The organism is Dyadobacter tibetensis Y620-1 (genome assembly GCF_000566685.1).
Classification (GTDB): domain Bacteria; phylum Bacteroidota; class Bacteroidia; order Cytophagales; family Spirosomataceae; genus Dyadobacter; species Dyadobacter tibetensis.
In genome coordinates this window covers 95,578-115,338 of record NZ_AZQN01000002.1, presented here as the reverse complement: position 1 = coordinate 115,338, position 19,761 = coordinate 95,578, and the positions used below count along the sequence as shown (strand labels likewise).

General features: G+C 43.1%; 19 protein-coding genes. 15 read left to right on the top strand and 4 right to left on the bottom strand.

Features of this window, described 5'->3' with window-relative positions; translation table 11 throughout:
• The first annotated feature begins 15 nt into the window (after window positions 1-15).
• The 13 genes from flxY (at window position 16) to X939_RS0104065 (ending at window position 11,549) form a co-directional block, all read left to right on the top strand.
• Window positions 16-1,278, top strand: coding sequence for a flexirubin biosynthesis putative acyl-CoA ligase FlxY (gene flxY, locus X939_RS0104125; RefSeq protein ID WP_025762001.1), 1,263 nt, complete (start codon window positions 16-18; stop codon window positions 1,276-1,278).
• Between the two features lie 133 nt (window positions 1,279-1,411).
• Window positions 1,412-2,041, top strand: coding sequence for a hypothetical protein (locus X939_RS0104120; protein ID WP_025762000.1), 630 nt, complete (start codon window positions 1,412-1,414; stop codon window positions 2,039-2,041).
• Between the two features lie 111 nt (window positions 2,042-2,152).
• Complete coding sequence (locus X939_RS0104115) at window positions 2,153-2,857, top strand: YdcF family protein (RefSeq protein ID WP_025761999.1); 705 nt, start codon at window positions 2,153-2,155, stop codon at window positions 2,855-2,857.
• Between the two features lie 15 nt (window positions 2,858-2,872).
• A complete protein-coding gene (locus tag X939_RS0104110) occupies window positions 2,873-3,931 on the top strand; it encodes a methyltransferase (RefSeq protein ID WP_025761998.1) in 1,059 nt (352 codons plus the stop codon).
• A complete protein-coding gene (locus X939_RS0104105; RefSeq protein WP_025761997.1) occupies window positions 3,931-4,443 on the top strand; it encodes a hypothetical protein in 513 nt (170 codons plus the stop codon). Before X939_RS0104110 ends, X939_RS0104105 begins: the two co-directional genes overlap by 1 nt.
• On the top strand, window positions 4,440-5,357 hold the full coding sequence (locus X939_RS0104100; RefSeq protein ID WP_025761996.1) for a hypothetical protein: 918 nt from the start codon (window positions 4,440-4,442) through the stop codon (window positions 5,355-5,357). Before X939_RS0104105 ends, X939_RS0104100 begins: the two co-directional genes overlap by 4 nt.
• Window positions 5,357-6,499: a dialkylresorcinol biosynthesis protein DarB gene (darB, locus tag X939_RS0104095; protein ID WP_025761995.1), complete on the top strand. Its 1,143-nt coding sequence runs from the start codon at window positions 5,357-5,359 to the stop codon at window positions 6,497-6,499. Before X939_RS0104100 ends, darB begins: the two co-directional genes overlap by 1 nt.
• Window positions 6,500-6,553: 54 nt before the next feature.
• Window positions 6,554-6,952, top strand: a complete 399-nt coding sequence (DarG, locus tag X939_RS0104090; RefSeq protein WP_025761994.1) for a flexirubin biosynthesis protein DarG — start codon at window positions 6,554-6,556, stop codon at window positions 6,950-6,952.
• Window positions 6,953-6,956: 4 nt separating this feature from the next.
• Complete coding sequence (darH, locus tag X939_RS0104085; RefSeq protein WP_229235991.1) at window positions 6,957-7,991, top strand: BtrH-related acyltransferase DarH; 1,035 nt, start codon at window positions 6,957-6,959, stop codon at window positions 7,989-7,991.
• Window positions 7,991-8,740, top strand: coding sequence for an ABC transporter ATP-binding protein (locus tag X939_RS0104080; RefSeq protein ID WP_025761992.1), 750 nt, complete (start codon window positions 7,991-7,993; stop codon window positions 8,738-8,740). Before darH ends, X939_RS0104080 begins: the two co-directional genes overlap by 1 nt.
• A complete protein-coding gene (locus X939_RS0104075; protein WP_025761991.1) occupies window positions 8,740-10,023 on the top strand; it encodes an ABC transporter permease in 1,284 nt (427 codons plus the stop codon). The genes X939_RS0104080 and X939_RS0104075 overlap by 1 nt, the downstream gene beginning before the upstream one ends.
• Before the next feature lie 67 nt (window positions 10,024-10,090).
• Window positions 10,091-10,360: a phosphopantetheine-binding protein gene (locus tag X939_RS0104070; protein ID WP_025761990.1), complete on the top strand. Its 270-nt coding sequence runs from the start codon at window positions 10,091-10,093 to the stop codon at window positions 10,358-10,360.
• A gap of 1 nt (window position 10,361) precedes the next feature.
• The gene (locus X939_RS0104065) at window positions 10,362-11,549 is read left to right on the top strand and encodes a beta-ketoacyl-[acyl-carrier-protein] synthase family protein (RefSeq protein WP_025761989.1); all 1,188 of its coding nucleotides are present in this window, start codon (window positions 10,362-10,364) and stop codon (window positions 11,547-11,549) included.
• Window positions 11,550-11,721: 172 nt separating this feature from the next.
• Here X939_RS0104065 and scpA read toward each other — a convergent pair whose 3' ends face one another.
• Together scpA and X939_RS0104055 are read right to left on the bottom strand one after the other, a co-directional pair.
• Window positions 11,722-13,848 (bottom strand): methylmalonyl-CoA mutase, encoded by a 2,127-nt coding sequence (scpA, locus tag X939_RS0104060; RefSeq protein ID WP_025761988.1) that lies wholly within the window; start codon window positions 13,846-13,848, stop codon window positions 11,722-11,724.
• 151 nt (window positions 13,849-13,999) lie between these two features.
• Complete coding sequence (locus X939_RS0104055) at window positions 14,000-15,175, bottom strand: methylmalonyl-CoA mutase family protein (protein WP_025761987.1); 1,176 nt, start codon at window positions 15,173-15,175, stop codon at window positions 14,000-14,002.
• 262 nt (window positions 15,176-15,437) lie between these two features.
• Between X939_RS0104055 and dnaA the strand changes: the two genes are divergently transcribed.
• Both dnaA and X939_RS0104045 read left to right on the top strand, forming a co-directional pair.
• On the top strand, window positions 15,438-16,865 hold the full coding sequence (gene dnaA, locus X939_RS0104050) for a chromosomal replication initiator protein DnaA (protein ID WP_025761986.1): 1,428 nt from the start codon (window positions 15,438-15,440) through the stop codon (window positions 16,863-16,865).
• A 54-nt stretch (window positions 16,866-16,919) separates the two neighbouring features.
• Complete coding sequence (locus X939_RS0104045) at window positions 16,920-17,942, top strand: GNAT family N-acetyltransferase (RefSeq protein WP_025761985.1); 1,023 nt, start codon at window positions 16,920-16,922, stop codon at window positions 17,940-17,942.
• Here X939_RS0104045 and X939_RS0104040 read toward each other — a convergent pair.
• On the bottom strand, window positions 17,886-18,680 hold the full coding sequence (locus tag X939_RS0104040) for a DUF3108 domain-containing protein (RefSeq protein ID WP_025761984.1): 795 nt from the start codon (window positions 18,678-18,680) through the stop codon (window positions 17,886-17,888). The genes X939_RS0104045 and X939_RS0104040 overlap by 57 nt on opposite strands.
• Before the next feature lie 10 nt (window positions 18,681-18,690).
• The gene (locus X939_RS0104035) at window positions 18,691-19,725 is read right to left on the bottom strand and encodes an aminopeptidase (protein ID WP_025761983.1); all 1,035 of its coding nucleotides are present in this window, start codon (window positions 19,723-19,725) and stop codon (window positions 18,691-18,693) included.
• Window positions 19,726-19,761: the final 36 nt, after the last annotated feature.

Below are 19,761 nucleotides of genomic sequence, written 5' to 3'. Positions count from 1 at the left end.
TGAATCTTTATTCCTATGAATGAAACTATATTAACCGATCCCCAAGCGCAAAAGTTAAATAAGCTTTTGCATTATTTAAATACTTTTTCGCCGTACTATCAGCGCATTATTCAAGAGGCTGGGCTTGATTTACAAAGGCCTGCCGGCCTATCCGACCTTAGGAGACTCCCTTTTACCACCAAGGACGATCTTGCCCGTCATAATGATGCATTTTTATGTGTACCCAAATCGGCGGTGGTAGACTACGTTACCACTTCCGGAACATTAAGCGATCCGGTAGCTTTTTATCTAACCGATTCGGATATCGAACGACTTGCCGATAATGAAGCGGAGTCCTTTCGGTGTGCCGGAGGTGGGAGCGAGGATGTATATCAATTGATGACGACTATTGACAAACGGTTTATGGCTGGATTAGCCTATTGGATGGGGGCACGTCGTCTAGGTGCCGGAATGGTGCGGGTTGGTCCCGGCGCCCCCTTTCTTCAGTGGGAATCTATCTCCCGATTTTCACCCACGGTTTTGATCGCCATTCCTTCATTTATTCCAAAATTAATCGCTTACGCTGAAGCGAATGGAATTGATTATAGAAACAGCAGTGTTCGCTCTATCATTTGTATAGGTGAACCAATTAGACAGTCAAATTTCGAGCTTAATGAGCTGGGCAAACGAATTGTAGGGAAGTGGGACCTGCAACTCTACTCTACCTATGCTTCTACTGAGATGGGTGCAGCTTTTACCGAATGTAAGTATGGTAAAGGAGGACACCTAAATCCTGAACTTCTTATTTTAGAGATGGTCGATGAGCAGGGAAACCAGGTAGCCGATGGAGAACTTGGCGAAGTGGTGATTTCTACCCTTGGCGTTGAGGGTATGCCCCTACTTCGTTACCGAACCGGTGATCTATGTCACTATCATGCTCAGCCATGCGACTGTGGGCGTCCGGGCCCTAGACTTGGTCCGGTGGTAGGTCGTAAGCAGCAAATGATAAAATTCAAAGGCACCACTATCTTTCCTCCGGCTCTTTTTGATGTGCTGGATATGATCAAAGAAATCGACATGTATCAAGTGGTAGTTGCAAAAGATGAATTTCAAAATGATCTGGTAACCATACTGCTACCCATGGATCTGGAGTCTAAAGATTTTCGCAATATGTTACTTTCTCTCTTCAAATCACGCTTACGTGTTACCCCTTATCTATCATTTATTACCACTGACGAACTTTCCTTTAGATTATACAAGCATGAGAAACGCAAACCTGAAAAATTGATCTATATTTGACCACACCCCAACCGTTGTACTGAGGATGAATTAAATATTTTTCCTACATAGGATGGATTGTACGCATCTATTTTACTGGGGTAAGTTTCGGTAATTATTTGTAAACCATTGAAAAGTAAACGTAATGGAAACGATGAAAAAGTGTATTTTTTTATTATTTTTTCTATTGCCGGGTTCAAGTTTATTTGCCCAGCATAGTATGGCCGATTTGTTTTCTGGAAAGGCTAAGGTGGTATTTTTAGGTGTTGACTTTACACATGCCCATTATGTAGGAAAGGCAGGGTTCACCGATCCCTCAGCGATTAAGAATCAACATATTAACAGTTGGAATACCCTGATTGAAGCTGAGCCCAAGAAGTTTTCTCTGGAAAAACCATTGAAACTTAAGTCGGACCAGTATGAAAGTGATGTGGCTGATATGGTGAACCTTAATAAAAAATCAGCAGAGGTAGAAGGCCATATTTCCGAAGAGGCTAAAGCCATAACTGAGGCCCAGGTAAAGCAATATGTATCCCAATATAATCTTTCGGAAAAATCGGGTATAGGGGTAGTTTATATTGCCGAAAATCTTAATAAAAATGAGGAACGCATGACCGCATGGGTTACTTTTATCGACCTGAGCACCAAAAATGTGTTGCATACTGAGCTCATGGAAGGCAAAGCAGGAGGTTTTGGCTTTAGAAACTACTGGGCGGGAGCCATTTACAATATCAATAAACAGGTAGGATCGAATTATAAAAAATGGAGCAAGCAGATGATGTAATTACATTTATTAGAAAATCGATTCAAAAATGGAAAGTACTGTGGAGGGGCTGCTGCTCCCTCCACAGTTTGTTTTTTGCTTAGGCCACTTCCCTCGACATAGCCTCCACCCATGCTGAATAAATTACTTCTGATCGTTATCGCTTTGACCAGTTTGGGATGTAGCCGCTATATATATAAACAAGCCGGCAAGTCATTTGCTGCAGATATCACCCAGCAACCCTACGACGCGATCATAGTGCCCGGCTTCCCCTATTCGGGTAAGAGCTGGGATAGCATACTCCAGATGCGAATCCATTGGGCAAACTATTTGTTCCGGAAAGGCTACACCCGTAATATTATATTTTCGGGGGGAGCGGTCGCCACGCGATTTATAGAAAGCGAAATTATGATGTCCTATGCTGAGGCCTTAGGAGTACCCAAGAAACATCTGTTTGCCGAAAAGCGAGCAGAACATAGTACTGAAAATGTATATTATTCCTATCGGCTGGCCAAAGAGTTAGGCTTTAGACATATAGCCCTGGCTACCGATCCTTTTCAGAATAGTTTTATGGAATCCTTCATAAAGAAATTTGAATTACCTATAGCCAGTTTGCCCATCGTTATTGATACACTTGCGGGCATCGATACCTATGAGCCCTGTATCGATTCTTTAGCCTCAATTAAAAAGGATTTCGTAAAATTGTCGGACAAAGAGAATTTCTTTCAGAGATTTAAAGGAACTTTGGGGAAGAACATCGTTTGGTATCAGGAAGATTTGAAAAAGCCGCGGTTCCGTCGAAGGTACCGTAATCGCATCATAGATCATAAGGAATAATTAGTCAAATAGTTAATGAAAAAAGAATTATCGGCCATAGAGGCTAAGTTTGAAGCCCAAAAGATAGCTTTTGGTCCTATGTATTTTCAGGCCATGGTTGCCATGCGTGATCTTGGGGTTTTGGATTTTATCAGTAGAAATAGGAACGGAGTAAGTCTGCAAAAAATAATCGAAAGTCTGACTTTAAGTGAATATGCTATTACGCTCATGATAGAAGCGGCAGAAGTATTAGGTGTAGTAGAAATTGATGAGGATAAAATTCGCATTTCTAAAACTGGTTTTTTCTTTTTAAAAGATGAGATGACAAGGGTCAATACCAATTTTATGAATGACGTATGCTATCAAGGTGCCAGTGCGATGCGGACGAGTTTTGAGCAGGGTAGGCCTGCAGGGCTGAAAGCCTTAGGGAATTGGCCTACCATTTACGAAGGCCTTTCGGAACTCCCCGAACCGGCAAAAAAATCATGGTTCGAATTTGATCATTACTATTCTGACAATGCCTTTCCGGAAGCTTTGAAAATTGTTTTTAAGAAGAAGCATCGCTCACTTTATGACATCGGTGGAAACACCGGAAAATGGTCATTTGCGTGTTGTAATTATGATCCGGATGTTAGTATTACCATCCACGACCTTCCTGTTCAGATTGCTGTAGCACGTCAGAATGCTGCAAATCTTAACTTGTTGGACAGGGTGTCCTTTTATGAGATTGATTTACTGGATTCAGAGCAAAAGATTCGATCGGGTGCCGATGCAATCTGGATGAGTCAGTTTCTAGACTGCTTCTCCAAAGATCAAATTTTAAGTATATTATTGAATGCATATCAGGCGGCTTCGGATGAGACTACCTTATACATACTGGAGCCATTTTTCGATAATCAAAATTTCCCTGCCGCCAAATATAGCCTCATAGCCACTTCACTGTATTTTACCATTATGGCCAATGGGAATAGCAAGATGTATCGCCTGGAGGATATGAAAGCCTTGGTAGAGAAAGCCGGATTCGAGGTGATCGAGACCTATCCATTAATTGGAGACAGTTATCACACTATTTTAGAGTGCAAAAAGAAGAGATAATGGGACTTAAATGGTGCTTTTGGCTTATTTTTAGTTTGTTCACTGTAGGCTATGCGGAGGTTCAGGGTCAGAACATTGGAGGGTTGTATTTTGACGCACTTTCCAGTAATAATATGGATAGGATAGAGATAGAGCTCGAAAAGCTGAAAGCTGCTAAGTCTACCCCTTTTGTCAGAGCCTGCCAAGGTGCTCTGCTGATGAAATTGGCCAATTTCCAAAAAGGTGCCCCTGCTAAAATTCAGCATTTTAAAAAGGGCAGGGAGCTATTGGAAAATGAGATTAACCAATTCCCACAAGTAGTTGAATTTAGGTTCCTACGACTGACAGTACAGGAAAATGCGCCTTCCTTATTAAAATATCAGGACCAAATTAAAGAAGATGTGCAGATCATTTTGGAGGGATTTCATGGGCTGGATAAAACCTTTCAGAAAGCTGTTAGTTCATATGCACGTCAGTCAAAACACCTTTCGGAAGAGAAGTTATCTGAAGGGGACAAAGTGCTTAAGAAATGAAAAATATTTTAACGGTAAGTTATTCGCAGTCTGGTCAGATGAACCAGATCCTTCATCAGTTTATGAGTGGTTTTCCAACGGCTCAGTATCAGATTGAACATTTTCAGATTACACCGAAAGATGATTTTCCTTTTCCTTGGACTGCAGAAAAATTCTTCGATCTGATGCCTTCCTGTGTACAGGAGGATAGGATCGAATTGGAGCCCTATACATATGAAAGGGACCGGTACGATTTGATTGTGATTGCATATCAGCCTTGGTTCCTTTCCCCTTCTCTTCCGATTACTGCACTATTAAAATCGGAAAAGTTTCAGAGACTGCTCAGAGAAACGCCCGTTGTGACGCTGATAGCAGGAAGAAATATGTGGCTTAACGCTCAGGAGCGGGTAAAGCTTCATATTCTCGAGGCCGGAGGGAAGTTGATCGCAAATATCCCACTGATGGATCGCACGCCCAATCTTATCAGCGCTATCACTATTCTTCATTGGATGCTCACGGGTCGTAAAGATCGTAAATGGAACATTTTTCCCAAACCTGGCGTAGCAGATGAGGATATATTGAAAGCAGGTACTTATGGCGCCATGGTTTCCTTAAGTTTAAGTCAGGAACGGGTAGAAGGCCTTCAGGACCAACTGGTTGCGACAGGCGCTTTTAAAATCCCTACTGACATACTATTTATAGAAGAAAGGGCCAAAAAATTATTTAAAATATGGGCTCGTCTGATTACCGAAAGAGGCACTACTCCCCTGAAACGAAGAAGGTGGGTACGTGCCTATAAGTATTACCTAGTAGTGGCTTTGTTTATTGTAGCGCCTATATTAGTATCTTTATATCAGATTATGGTAGCTCCACTCTCTAGAAATGCCATCAATCGTAGGAAGAAGTATTTTAATTCGATAGAAATTAAGTTATAATGTCTGATACCTTTATTACCCGAATAGCCAGTTTTTTGCCGAATGAGGGTGTCTCCAATGAAGATATGGAGACCTATTTGGGATTTGTGAATGGAAAACCTTCTAAGTCCAGAGCAATTGTGCTTCGCAATAATGGGATAAAACGTCGCTACTATGCCATGGATCAGCAGGGCAGACCTACTCATACGAATGCTGAAATGGCCTCCTTAGCCGTGCGTGCCCTTTGTAAGGATTCTGAAGAGTCTTTGAAAGCGATTGACTTGTTGAGTTGTGCCACTTCTATTCCCGACCAATTCATGCCCTCTCATGGGGTGATGGTACATGGATATTTGCCAGAATTAAACGCTGTGGAAGTAGTATCTCCTTCGGGAGTATGTTGCTCGGGAATGCATGCCCTCAAATATGCGCATATGGCGGTAAGACTAGGAGATAAAAAAATGGCTGTTGCCTGTGCTTCAGAACGGGTTTCTCCTGTACTTCGCGCCCAACAGTTTTCAGAAGAGGTGCAGCAGATGATGAAGCTCGAGCAGAATCCAATCATTGCGTTTGAAAAGGATTTTCTTCGCTGGATGCTGTCCGATGGAGCAGGGGCCTTGATGATTCAGGATAAGCCTAATGCTAGCGGGATATCACTGAAAATTGAATGGATTCAGGGTTGTTCCTTCGCTAATACGGAGGAGCCCTGCATGTATATGGCTGCCGAAAAAGAACCTGACGGAACCCTTACAAGTTTCAAGGACTATACAGCGGGCGAGATTGCTTCCCAGTCGGTATTGAGCATCAAACAAGATGTTAAACTGTTGGGAGAAAAAATCGTTAAACTTGGATTTTCGAAGCTGAAAGAAATCATGTCAGAAAAGGGAACCAGTATGGAGGATGTGGACTATTTCCTGCCTCATTTGTCCAGCTACTTTTTCGAAAACAAAATAGATGAGTTTTTTACTCAAAATGGAATGCCTATTCCCAAGGAAAAATGGTTTACCAATTTAGCAGCGGTAGGGAATATAGGATCGGCATCCATTTATCTAATGCTTGAAGCTGTTTTTAATTCAGGAGCGTTAAAAAAGGGGCAAAGTATTCTACTCGCCGTTCCGGAAAGCGCAAGATTTTCTTATATGTTCTGCCTACTGACAGTCTGCTAGCGCTGCTGAGCACTTGGTAGATTAAACCGGGAAGGCCAATTAAAAATTCGCAAGATGAAAAAGGAAGATTTACCTCAGGATCCCAGTGCTCTTGGCGCCCACACCAGGGAGCTTTGCTATGTTAAAAATGACTCAGGGAAGTATGAAACGGCACTAAGCCAGGGCTGGGAGGTAAAGAAGCTGGCTCTGGACAGTGCCTGGGATGAAGTAGAAGAGAGAATCGCTGCTGCGCAACAGGCCGTAAAGGATGGCGTTTCGAGTCCGATACGTTATTTTATGGAACTCAGACTGATGGATGTTTCGGTTCTTTCGGGCTATACGGGTATTTTTCCATTCTTTATAAAACGTCATCTAAAACCATCGGTATTTAAAAAAATGAGCGATAAAAAACTTCAGAAATATGCCGATGCATTTGAAATTACCCTGGATACATTAAAGAATTTTAAAGGTTAATATTTTGGAATTAAATCATGTGGAGTCATCATTTGAACATTTACAAACGGCGCACTGTGAAAATGGAGTGACCACCGCACTGTTGCGCCATCAGGGGTTGGACTTTATGACCGAACCCCTGGCCTTTGGCATGGGATCTGGATTGTTCTACATACAGATACCTTTTTTGACAGTCAATAATGGACCCGCAATATCCTTCAGGACGATGCCCGGAGCGATATTTAAAAGAACTTGTAGTGCACTGGGGGTGAAAATAAACCATAAGCGTTTCTCCAGTGAGGCAGGAGCCCAGGAGTTTCTGGATTTAAAGTTATCACAGGATGTTCCGGTTGGCTGCCAGGTAGGCGTTTTCCATTTGACTTATTTCCCGAAAGAATATAGGTTTCACTTTAATGCCCATAATCTGATAGTTTATGGGAAGCAGCAGGACCACTACCTGATTAGTGACCCGGTAATGGAAACGGTAACTCAATTGACTGCCGAAGAACTGACTAAAGTAAGGTTTGCCAAAGGGACTTTTGCGCCAAAAGGACATATTTATTATCCCGAAAGTATAAGCGAAGTATCTGCGCACACGGTAAGAAAAGCAATAGTTAAAGGGATTAAAAGGAATATTCGTGACATGTTATATATACCTGGAAGTGTCGCAGGGGTGGATGGTATCCGATATACGGCCAATCATATTCGAAAATGGCGTTCAAAGTTGGGGCCGCGTAAGGCAGGACTTTACCTAGGTCAGATCGTGCGTATGCAGGAAGAAATAGGTACGGGGGGAGGAGGTTTCCGCTTTCTATATGGAGCCTTTCTCGAGCAGGCAGGGGGTATTTTGGAGGACGATCGGGTGGCTCAACTTTCTGACGAGTTTACGAAGTCGGGTGATTTGTGGCGAAACAGTGCCATAAAAATGGCGGGCGTATACAAGGGTAGACTTACCGAACAAAGTGATTTCGATGAAATCGCCGATATCATGCTCGAAATACGGGCAGTAGAAAAGGATGCTTTCAAGCGTTTATCTAAGTTGAATTTAAGTGCGAAGTAATGCGTGACACCAGAGGGATTATCATCGAAGATTTATGCCTGATTTATCCGGGGAGTCCTCGGTTTGCCATTAAAGACCTTAGCCTTTCCATAGCCCAAGGGGCCGTATTTGGTTTGTTGGGGCCTAATGGTGCAGGAAAATCCAGCTTGATAGCGATGTTATGTGGACTAATCCGCCCTACTAGTGGTTTGATACATTTTCGTGATTCCGGTGATTTGATATCACCTGAACTTGTAAAAGGTCACCTTGGTTTTGTTCCTCAGGAATATGCCTTTTACCCTGAGTTGACGGCCGCTCAAAATCTCCATTACTTTGGTGCCATGAGCAATATGTCGAGGGCCAGGATAAGTTTACGACAAAATGAACTGTTTACTGTCCTAGGCTTAAATGATGTCAGGAACAAAAAGGTAGAAACCTTCTCCGGGGGTATGAAAAGAAGGTTGAATTTGGTGATAGGAATCGTACATCAACCCAAGTTTCTTTTCCTGGATGAGCCAACTGTAGGGGTAGACGTGCAAAGCAAAGAAGCGATAATTAATTATCTGAAGAAGATAAAAGATGAAGGGACAACCATCGTGTATACGTCACATCATCTCACGGAGGCCCAGGATATCTGCGATCATATTGCTATGCTGGATCATGGTGTTTTGGTGGCCAACGGCCCCACAGACGAACTATTATCCCGTCATAAATCCCGGAATTTGCAATCATTATTCATAGACTTAACGGGGACGGCCTACCGGGATTGATGAGCTTATTCAAAATTTTTGCTGCGCTAAGAAAAGAATTTATTCAGCTGGTCAATGATCGGGTAGGGCTCATGCTGCTCTTTCTGATGCCCTTGTTATTGGTGGGAATCATTACCATCATCCAAGATGGAGCATATAAAGTTGTGAATGAGAATAAAATTCCAATGCTCGTAGTCAATCACGACCAAGGTGCTCAGGGCGCTGTCCTGATTGGTAAAATGGTTGAATCAGGACTTTTTGAAATGGACGCCTCGCCGGAGCTCAGGGAAGAATCACTTAAAGCTGAACTTCTTGCCAGAGGAAAAATGCTTGCACTGTACATCCCAGATCATTTTAGTGCGGGGATGAGTGCCAATGCCCAGGAGTTAAGCCAGATATTAATGCAAGATCTGGGCCTTTCCGATGACAGTTTGTCTAAAAGAAATGCTGCTATTCCATCTTTGAAGTTCTATCAGGATCCGGTATTACAGGAGAATTACACGCATTCGGTTCTCGGTATAATATATTCGTTACTAGGGGAAATAGAAAATGCCCAGATGGTTTCGGAGATTTATGCAGCCATGGATATAGAAGGAAACGAAAGGATATTGCGTGAAAAAATAGAGTTCAACCGGGTGCAGATTAAGACTGAAATAGCAATGAATGGCAACAGTCGTGTGGTTCCTAACGCGTCGCAGCATAATGTGCCTGCCTGGACCATTTTTGCTATGTTTTTTATGGTTGTATCTTTAGGAAGTAATCTGGTAAAGGAAAGGGCAGGAGGTAGTTTTATGCGTTTGCGAACCATGCCTACTTCATTTGCACTGGTTATGACCAGTAAAATGCTAGTGTATCTGATAGTCGCCGTACTGCAGGTTCTTGTTACCTTTGGTATGGGCATGACCTTTCTGCCAGCCATAGGGCTGCCACCATTAACCATTCCAGACAATTGGCTTGCTGCCTGCGTCGTGGTACTTCTCAGTAGCCTTTCTGCAGTGAGCTATGCCACTTTGGTAGGTGCCATGGCACGGACACAGGAGCAGGCCAATGGATTTGGCGCTGTTTCCATTATTATTTTCGGTGCAGTAGGAGGAATACTGGTTCCTACCTTTGTGATGCCGGGGTATATGCAGATAGCAGCCAATTTTTCACCCCTGCACTGGTGTCTGGAAGGATTTTATATCCTGTTTTTAAAAGGGGGGAGTTGGCATGACTTACAGGAGGTTATTGTTTTTCTGGGGTTGTTTGTCGTGATTTGCCAGTTAGGAAGTTATATAAAATTCAAAATAGATCGAATAATTTAGGGAGGAGAGGCGATTTTCAACTTTTCGCTCCCAACGTACGTAAATTAAGTAGGAATCAAATAGAAAAATGACAGACTCAAACAACTTAAAATCGGTGTTGAAAACTCAGATCGTAACGTATCTGAATCTATTGGACATAAAGCCTGAGGATATAAAAGACGAAGAGCCTCTATTTGGAGGGGAATTAGGTCTGGATTCCATTGACTCTTTGGAGTTAGTAGTATTATTGGAAAGAGAATACGGGATTAAAATCACCAATCCTGCTGAAGGGCGGAAAGTGCTCGTCGATGTGAACCATATGGCTGCCTATATAACCGAGCACTCAAAAACAATTTAAAATGGAGGGTGTTTTGGTTACCGGTATGGGCATCGTTACTTCTTTAGGATTGGATGTCCAGTCCAATCTGGAAGGTTTGCGGGCTGGAAATTCCGGTATTGGCCAGGCTCAATTCTTCGAGTCGATATATACCCAAACTTTACCATTTGCAGAGGTGCCCATCAGTTCGGATGCCCTAAGTGAAATGCTTGAAAAGTTTCAGGGTCATACCCGTACTTGTCTATTGGCAGAAAAGGCATTTAGAGAGGCTATCCTTCAGGCGAAGCTTACAGCCCGGGATTTATCTTCGGTAGACACAGCATTTGTATCAGCCAGTACAGTAGGAGGTATGTGTATTACCGATCAGCTTTATGCTGACGCTAATTTACAGTCTCAGGGTTCCTCATTTTTAGACTCCTATAGTGGATCTGCTCATGCCTTACGAATTATTGAGGCCTACAAAATGAGCGGCTATAGCAATACCTTGAATACCGCCTGCTCATCCTCTGCGAATGCCATTATGATGGGAATGAGGCTGATACAATCGGGCAGAGCGAAAAGAGCCATCGTGGGGGGCGTCGACAGTCTAGCTAAGTATACGGTCAATGGCTTCAATGCCCTAAAAATATTGTCTTCTCAGCCTACCCGTCCTTTCGACCTAGACCGTGATGGGTTAAATCTGGGCGAAGGTGCGGCCTATCTGGTTCTGGAGGCTGAATCTGAGGTAGAGCACAAGCCTATATATGGCAGGGTGGCAGGATATGGAAATGCCAACGATGCCTACCATCCCTCCGCCATGTCCGACCAGGCAGTGGGGGCACAGGCGACGATGCTAGGGGCATTACGCATGGCCCATATTCATCCAGATCAGATCGATTATATCAATACGCATGGCACAGGAACCATCAATAACGATGCCGTAGAGTTATTTGCCATGCAACAGGTTTTTCACAAGCTGCCTTATTTCAGTTCTACCAAATCCTTCACCGGTCATACACTGGGCGCTTCCGGAGCCATAGAGGCTATATATTGTTTCTTATCCCTTCAGCATCAGGAAATATATCCCAATCTTCATGTAAGAAATCCCCTTCCGGGATCGGAAAATGCCTTGGTGACGACTTTACTACATCAGCCAGAAATGAATTGGATGCTTTCCAATTCATTTGGATTTGGTGGAAACTGCACTTCGCTATTATTAGGGAAAGCTTAAGCCGTGTATAAAACGGAATGACCGAATAACTAAGTGCCTTTCTATGGAACAAAGCCATATAAGTACAATAGAATCAGGTTCGACTCACAGGTGCCTGGCTATTCACAATAATCTAGCACGGTTACAATTAAAAGGCAGCATAATTAATCTTGAAAACGAGGATTCATCCCGCTTAAGTTAATAGCTGCTGTAGCACCATTTGAGCCGCTTGGGAGAGGACGGTGCCAGGGCCGAAGATTCCTTTAACCCCTGCTGCATAAAGATCCTTATAATCTCCTGCCGGTATTACTCCGCCGATGATAACCATAATATCCAGCCGGCCTCTTTTCGACAATTCCGCCATGAGAGCAGGAATCAGGGTCTTATGTCCCGCGGCCAGGCTCGATATGCCAATTACGTGCACATCATTATCGATGGCTTGACTGGCTACCTCCGCCGGAGTTTGGAATAAGGGGCCTATATCCACGTCGAAGCCGAGGTCGGCGAAGCCCGTAGCAATAATTTTGGCTCCCCGGTCATGACCGTCCTGACCCATTTTAGCCACCAAAATCCTGGGCCTCCTTCCTTCAACTGAGGCAAAATGATCTGCAAGTCTTAATGCTTCTTCCATATCCGGTTCCTGACTTAATTCTTGTTGGTATACTCCAGAAATGGTCCGGGAGGTAGCCTGATACCTGCCAAAGACCTTTTCCATGGCCATGGAGATCTCACCTAAGGTAGCCCGATTCTCGGCCGCTTCCACCGCAAGAGCCAATAAATTTTCAGACATTTCCTGACCTCCAGATCTGGTACAGGCCCATTCAAGCTTTTGTAAACATTTGTCGACGGCCAGTTGATTCCGCCCCTCTTTGGTTAGCCGAATTCGTTCAGACTGACTATTTCTCACCATCTCGTTGTCAATATCCAACAGCTCAAAGGTCTGCGTATTCGGCGATTTAAAGCGATTGACGCCTACAACGATCTCCTTTCCGGAATCGATTCGGGCTTGTTTACGAGCTGCGGCTTCTTCAATACGCATTTTTGGAACACCACTCTCAATGGCATGGGTCATCCCACCTAGCTTTTCGATTTCTTCTATCAATTCCCAGGCACGCTCGATCAATGAGTCGGTAAGTTTCTCAACATAATATGAGCCTCCCCAAACGTCCACTGCCTGGCATAAATCGGTCTCTTTCTGCAAAAATATCTGCGTATCCCTTGCAATGGCGGCGCTAAAATCGGTAGGAAGGGCAATCGCCTCGTCCAGGGAATTGGTATGCAGCGACTGAGTGTGGCCCATCACAGCAGCCATGGCTTCGGTGGTGGTTCGGGCAATATTATTAAATGGACTCTGTTCAGTAAGGCTATAACCGCTTGTTTGGCAATGCGTGCGTAGCATCAGGGATTTTTCTTTTTTGGGCTCAAACTGTTGAACAATCCTTGCCCATAACACCCTTCCTGCTCTTAATTTCGCGATCTCCGTAAAATGGTTCATCCCTATTCCCCAGAAAAAAGAAAGTCGGGGAGCAAAAGCATCAATGTCCATCCCGGCTTTTATGCCGGTACGTATATATTCCAGACCATCCGCCAGGGTATAGGCCAGTTCCAGTTCTGCTGGGGCGCCTGCCTCGTGCATATGGTAACCGCTGATACTGATAGAATTAAAGCGTGGCATAAATGCTGTGGTATAGGCAAAAATATCCCCTACAATGCGCATGGAAGGTTTTGGTGGATAGATATAGGTATTTCTAACCATAAATTCCTTTAAAATATCGTTTTGAATGGTCCCGGTAAGCTGGGCCAAACTGATTCCTTGCTCCTTCGCGGCAACAATAAAAAAGGCCATAATTGGTATAACGGCCCCATTCATCGTCATGGATACAGACATTTTATCCAATGGGATCTGATCGAAGAGCATTTTCATGTCTTCCACCGTATCGATAGCTACTCCGGCCATCCCCACATCCCCGGCCACTCTTTCATGGTCGGAGTCGTAGCCTCGGTGTGTGGCAAGGTCAAAGGCCACAGACAATCCCTTTTGACCGGCTTTCAAATTTTTTCTATAAAATGCATTCGAGGCTTCAGCTGTGGAAAAACCTGCATACTGGCGTATGGTCCAGGGGCGTTGCAGATACATGCTAGCGTATGGGCCCCTTCGGAATGGGGGATAGCCAGCATCTTCATAGGTAATTTTATGCTCTTGCTGGCTTGAGGCATGCTCCTGACGATCTGGTGCTTCCTGGGTCTCAGCAATACTATTGGTTCTGCCCTGTAGCTCTGGAGTTAGTGTGGGTTTAGTTTTTTTGAAGTCTGGTTTCATTCTAGTTGAAATTTGAAATGCGAGATTTCTGTATGCATGGTATTTCGATCTATAAGAAATGAATGTTTAATACCTAACGGCTTAGCTGACATTTATATCAGGAGACTTGTATTGGGTTTTATAAGTTCGGGTATCTCCTCATTCTGGACATTTACCGAACTTTTTGTAGACTTCCCGATTCATAACAGGGTATTAAGCCTCCTTGTTCTTCTATTTCTAAAAACCTTGACCAGGCTGACTCAGCCAGTTCCAGAGTGGCTGTGTCTATTAGATAGGACCCAGCAGAAGGGTCACCGACCCGATCTTGCAGGACTTCATTTCGGAGGATCAAAGGAATGTTTAAAGATAATTCTATCTGCATATGCCTATTCTGATTCGGCTGCTGAGAGAAGGGAACCATAACCATGGCATCGCAACCGCCAACAGTCATGCTCATGGCTTGGCAACTCATATGGGCAAGATTAAAATAATCGGAGCCTGCAGGTTCGTTGGGCAAGCTGAAACGCCCCTTTATGAAGGGTTCGGGAGCAGATATGGGGAGATTATAATAACTGGCCACACGGTGGATGAGCACCCTGAGAGCTCTCAGTTTCGATATTTCTTGAATATAACAGTTTCCAACTTGTATAGAATAGGAAATTCTTTTAAAAACAGTGGCAGCCGATAATCCTTGATCGGTAAAGTAGTCTAAGTAGGTCACCAAGGCGGCTACTGTCAGTGATAATTCCTGAATTGAGTCGACTTTTCCGTCCAAAAGACGTTGAGCCGAGATTTCCAAGGGCGTAAATGTTGGCGAATGGGTCTCTTTGATAATGGACGTTAATATAGATAAAGAAGTTTCGTAGGGGCCCTGGCCGCACATCCATTGCATAATGGGATCGAATGACCAACCCTTTCCAGAGTTATAGAGGCTTAGCCTGCTTTGAAAGTCAGTTATATCGAATTGAAAATGGAAAGGTATCCCGGGATTGCGGGAAATTGTTTCCCCTAAATTCGCGAGGTCAGCCATGGGCCAGTTTTCAAGATTTACCAATATCTCATCCGCCCAGTTTTCCTTGACTCTATCGATTACATATTGTAGCTGCGATAGTTCATAGACCGGGGCAATAGAGAGAAAGCCAGCCTGTTTTTTTTGTACCTTATGGATGTCCTGAATTTTTGACTCTTCAAGGTATAGTTTTTTATAGTAGGGGGCAAGGCTTTTCCCATTACTCAATTTCAAAAAGGAAAGCTCTGTCGAAGAAATTCCAAGTTCCTTTTCCGCTCTGGTAGCCCAGGCATCGGGGCCAGGATCGGGAAAAAGTGGAGCAGGGGCGTGACTTTGCATAATTTTTATCGTTGAAAAGGAGAAAAGAATTTATTTTTCGTAAAAATCAAAATTGTACTATGGCCTCTATAAGTTAGCTTTTTTGCGAATTAAGAGGGTAATTTAGGGAAAAAAGTTGATAGGTGCCGGTGCCCGTTCGAAATTTAAACTTGCTTCCGGCAAGAGTAGATATTAAATTGAAAATCATTTCGTCGTGGCATGCGGGGATTTTATATCTTTGCCGTCCTTTTAGGGTTTAACATAAGGCTTTGGAATTCAAACATTGGAAAGAGTAACTACATATAGAGAAGTTGATCAGATCTGGGATGCCTGTTTGCGGGTGGTCCAGCAGCACATCCCCGAGGAAAGTTTTAAGACTTGGTTCGAGCCAATACGTCCTTTAAAACTGATCGGAAAAGTGCTGACGATTCAGGTTCCTAGCCAGTTTTTCTACGAGTGGCTGGAGGATAATTATGTAAATCTCTTACGTAAAGCCTTGGACTATGCAATTGGTAGGGATGGTCTGCTGGAGTATTCAATCATTGTAGACAAGGGTAATGAAAGTCACCAACCCTTAACCATGAACGTTTCTGCGCCGAAGTCGGCACATTATGCAGGCCCCGATAATTTTGGTATTGATCCGCGAAAAGGGGTGAGTAGTTCGGGAAAGGATCACGATTCCATGAATCTGGATACCTATCTGAATCCTAATTATTCCTTCGATAACTTTATTGAGGGGGACTGTAATCGTCTGGCTCGTTCTGCTGGATTTGCAGTAGCTCAACGACCCGGACTCACCTCTTTCAATCCTCTGATGATGTATGGAGGGGTAGGACTGGGTAAAACTCATTTGGTTCAGGCTATAGGTAACTATATCATGAATCATTTCGATAATAAAATGGTGCTGTACGTTTCCTCGGAGAAATTTACAAATCAGTTTATCAACTCGATCAAAAACAACACCCTTCAGGAGTTTACCGACTTTTATATGAAGGTAGATGTATTAGCCATTGACGATGTACAGTTCCTTTCGGGAAAGGAAAAAACTCAGGACACTTTCTTCCATATCTTTAATCATTTACATCAATTAGGGAAGCAGATCATTATGACCAGCGACCGTCCTCCCAGGGAGCTACAAGGTCTGCAGGATCGTTTGCTTTCTCGTTTTAAATGGGGACTTACGGCCGACCTTCAGACGCCGGATTATGAAACGCGGATAGCAATCATCCAGAAAAAAATTCAGTCCGAGGGCATATCCATAGATTACGATGTGATTGAGTATATCGCCCATAGCGTAAATTCGAACGTGAGAGAGTTGGAAGGCGTGATCGTTTCCCTGATGGCTCAGGCGTCCCTTACTCGGCGTGAGATCGATGTGGAGCTGGCGAAAAATACGCTGAAGAATATCGTGATGAACGAGCATAAGGAGGTTACCATTGATACTATTCAGGAAATTATTGCCGATTATTTTCAAGTCTCTATAGCCGATCTAAAAAGCAAGAGCCGGAAAAAAGAAGTTGTTTATCCCCGGCAACTAGCCATGTATTTAGCAAAAGAATATACCGAACTTCCACTGAAGTCTATAGGTTATCATTTTGGAGGCCGCGACCATAGTACGGTTATTCACTCGATCCAGAGTATTAATTTGTTGATGGATGAGACCCCCGATGTGGACGAAACATTGCAGAAGCTAAGAAGCTATTTTAAATAGTAGTTGTTCGTAAGGCTTGATCTGGGTTTCTTGATTCATTTTTGGTTCCTTGCCATGAACATAAATCTGCTTTCTCGGCAAGAAATTGATCCTGAGAAATGGGAGCAATATATTTCAGGGTGTTATAATGCAGTAATATATGCAGCATCCTGGTATCTCGACTTAGTCTGTCCACGTTGGGCGGCATTTGTCTGGGAAGAATCGGGCAAGTATCAGGCCGTGATGCCCGTGCCCTTGCAAAGAAAGTTTGGTGTCTGGGTAGTCCAACAACCCTTTTATTGCCAGTATCTTGGTGTCTTTTCTGAGCAACCCCTAAACGACAAGATCCTGCAGGTCTTTGTCAATCGCCTTTGTTCCACTTTTCGATATATTTCCACTTATTCTTTCTGTCCGGAAAATGGCAGTACCTTCGGTCAGAAGTTCAGAACAATAGACCAAGTAAAACCTGATTTTTCAGTCTCTCACACCCATTGGTTGATTAGGCCCGATAACATCGAGGATATTTTTAAGACTTATTCTTCAGAGCGGAGAAGAGACTTTCGAAGGGCAAAAGCCTTTACATGGGACCTGGAAATGTCTTCCGATCCACAATCAATTATCGACCTTTTTAGAAGACATCATGAAGGAAAAATGAAAGGAGAAATTAATGGAAAGGCCTATGCACTATTGGAAAGTATAGTCGCTTCTGCAGCCCTTAAAAATAGCCTATGGTTAGGCTATGCCCGAAAATGCGACATGACCCATGCAGGGGCTCTCATACTGATGCAGTATGGAAGGGCCATTTACCTTTTTAATGCTTCTGACGTCCATGGCAGAAAAGGTCATGCCCGAACCTGGTTGCTGACACATTATCTTACAGCGATGGCAGCCGGATCAATCTTTGATTTCGAAAGTCCGGATATTAAAACTATTAGTAAGTTTTACCGTGGTTTCGGTGCCAAGCCTATGCCCTTTGTCAGTATACAACAGAACCGACTTTATTTCCCATTTAATGTACTGCAAGCCTGGAGAAAATGGTTTTTAATAAAATTTCAGGTCAGACTTAAGGCCCTTAAAATCCTTAATATCCATTTCTAAGGATCCTATAGCAAGTTCAACCTCGGCCTTCAGGGGGATTTTATTGATGTCGTCGGATACCCATAATTGCATAGCCCCTTCTCCTTTAAAAAATTTATTATCGGGTATTAAGGGGTTCAGACGAAGCACCCGCGCCTTTCCAAATTTCGTTTTTATGACATCTTTGCCTAAGTATTTGACTCTTAACTTATAAGTCTTGCCATCGAAAAAGGTCGGCATTTCGATAATATCTCCTTCCTCCACTTTTGAGAAGTCCATGGTTCTCAAATAAAAATAACCGCTGATAAGGTCATGGACATTATTAGGTACCGGATAGGTCTTGGTCTCATTTTTCATGGTTGAAACAGCTACATCCCGGTCATGATGGAATAGAATTGTCTCTTCTTTTCTATATTTATTTTCCTGAATGTTCCGTTGAAACATAATGGGTAAGATGGCAGTAGTATCTACATAGGAACGCCAGGTATCACGTACTCTGGATATAAGATCGAATGCCCCTACTGTCTTGCCAAACACATTGATGCGATAACAGGGCCGATTTTTTACTGTAGAAATATTCTTGGCAATATCCACTCTGGCTTCTGCTGCGTTGATGAATCCGTAATGAACCCGGTATTCGACACGTTCTCCGGTTCCAAAACTTTTATTAGGAACTTGTCGATATTCGTCTGCTTGCCTAAAAGCATAGAAGCCAATACAACTGATGATTAAAAGTAAGCTAATATGTATTTTTTTCATTTATTGGCGCTTATGGTGATTCGTGTATGTCTTTCAGTTTGTTTAGATAGGTTTTGAAATTACTATCATACTTTTCGTCAAATTCTTTCTTAAATGTCTTCTGTTGAGATCTATACGTTTTATATGAAATAAACACGGCATTATTGGGTAATTCCCTGGGTTGTTTGGGTTTTTTGGTATATAACGTCAGCTTTCCTCTCATCAGTGTGTCAATATTGGCGACTATCCCCGATATCGCTTCCTGTTTCAGTGAGTCTTTAACCTTAGCCGACAAATTTTGTACATCAAAACTGGCATATAGGCTGTCTAATATTTTGCTCCCCCGAAGCATATGCTGGGCATAGGCTTCATTATAGTTTTTAGAAAACTGATATTCGTTTAATTGTTTGGAATCGGGACCGTATTTAAAAATCAGAAATCTTTCTGCTCCGTAATTACCAATAAAACTGGCTAAATTTTCATTTAGTTCAAGATTGTTTTTAACAAAAAATGTACCATGAGTCAATTCATGGAGGATTAGGTTGGCCAGGCTACCTTCATTCTTGTAAAGCATACTCGATAGAATCGGGTCTTTTAGATAGCCTAAAGTCGACCAGGCCGAAACTTCTCCAATATCCGTGTCATAACCTTGTTGCTTTAGTTTTTGCTCGTCTATAACTGCTCGTGTAGAGTCGAAATAGCCTTTGTATGGGAAGCTGCCTATAACAGGAAAATGCCATTTGAATGCTTCTATTCTATACTTAGGAGATGCGGTTACCAGCCAGATCAGAGGCTTCCCTTTCTGGTCGTAAAAGGTGGTATAATTGTCGGATTTAGCCAACCCCAATGAGTCCACACCAAACTGTTTGATCTCTTCGATAAGGCGAATGCGCGCTTTAAGTGAATCTGGAAACGCCGGGTCCTGCAACACTTCTTCTACAGGACGAACATTCCATATGATTTCAAATTGTCCTTTGGCCTGCATCAAACCATAACTTAATAACTCCCTATAATACCAGCTTGCGCCTATCAGAATAATGCTTAATATGATGAAAACCTTTTTCAAAGTAGATGGGTTAAATTTATGGTTCAGATTGTCGGA

Bases quoted from the DNA above. Each gene is read 5' to 3' on its own strand.
- flxY (WP_025762001.1), top strand. From the start codon at position 16: ATGAATGAAACTATATTAACCGATCCCCAAGCGCAAAAGTTAAATAAG.
- X939_RS0104120 (WP_025762000.1), top strand. From the start codon at position 1,412: ATGAAAAAGTGTATTTTTTTATTATTTTTTCTATTGCCGGGTTCAAGT.
- X939_RS0104115 (WP_025761999.1), top strand. From the start codon at position 2,153: ATGCTGAATAAATTACTTCTGATCGTTATCGCTTTGACCAGTTTGGGA.
- X939_RS0104110 (WP_025761998.1), top strand. From the start codon at position 2,873: ATGAAAAAAGAATTATCGGCCATAGAGGCTAAGTTTGAAGCCCAAAAG.
- X939_RS0104105 (WP_025761997.1), top strand. From the start codon at position 3,931: ATGGGACTTAAATGGTGCTTTTGGCTTATTTTTAGTTTGTTCACTGTA.
- X939_RS0104100 (WP_025761996.1), top strand. From the start codon at position 4,440: ATGAAAAATATTTTAACGGTAAGTTATTCGCAGTCTGGTCAGATGAAC.
- darB (WP_025761995.1), top strand. From the start codon at position 5,357: ATGTCTGATACCTTTATTACCCGAATAGCCAGTTTTTTGCCGAATGAG.
- DarG (WP_025761994.1), top strand. From the start codon at position 6,554: ATGAAAAAGGAAGATTTACCTCAGGATCCCAGTGCTCTTGGCGCCCAC.
- X939_RS0104080 (WP_025761992.1), top strand. From the start codon at position 7,991: ATGCGTGACACCAGAGGGATTATCATCGAAGATTTATGCCTGATTTAT.
- X939_RS0104075 (WP_025761991.1), top strand. From the start codon at position 8,740: ATGAGCTTATTCAAAATTTTTGCTGCGCTAAGAAAAGAATTTATTCAG.
- X939_RS0104070 (WP_025761990.1), top strand. From the start codon at position 10,091: ATGACAGACTCAAACAACTTAAAATCGGTGTTGAAAACTCAGATCGTA.
- X939_RS0104065 (WP_025761989.1), top strand. From the start codon at position 10,362: ATGGAGGGTGTTTTGGTTACCGGTATGGGCATCGTTACTTCTTTAGGA.
- scpA (WP_025761988.1), bottom strand. From the start codon at position 13,848: ATGAAACCAGACTTCAAAAAAACTAAACCCACACTAACTCCAGAGCTA.
- X939_RS0104055 (WP_025761987.1), bottom strand. From the start codon at position 15,175: ATGCAAAGTCACGCCCCTGCTCCACTTTTTCCCGATCCTGGCCCCGAT.
- X939_RS0104045 (WP_025761985.1), top strand. From the start codon at position 16,920: ATGAACATAAATCTGCTTTCTCGGCAAGAAATTGATCCTGAGAAATGG.
- X939_RS0104040 (WP_025761984.1), bottom strand. From the start codon at position 18,680: ATGAAAAAAATACATATTAGCTTACTTTTAATCATCAGTTGTATTGGC.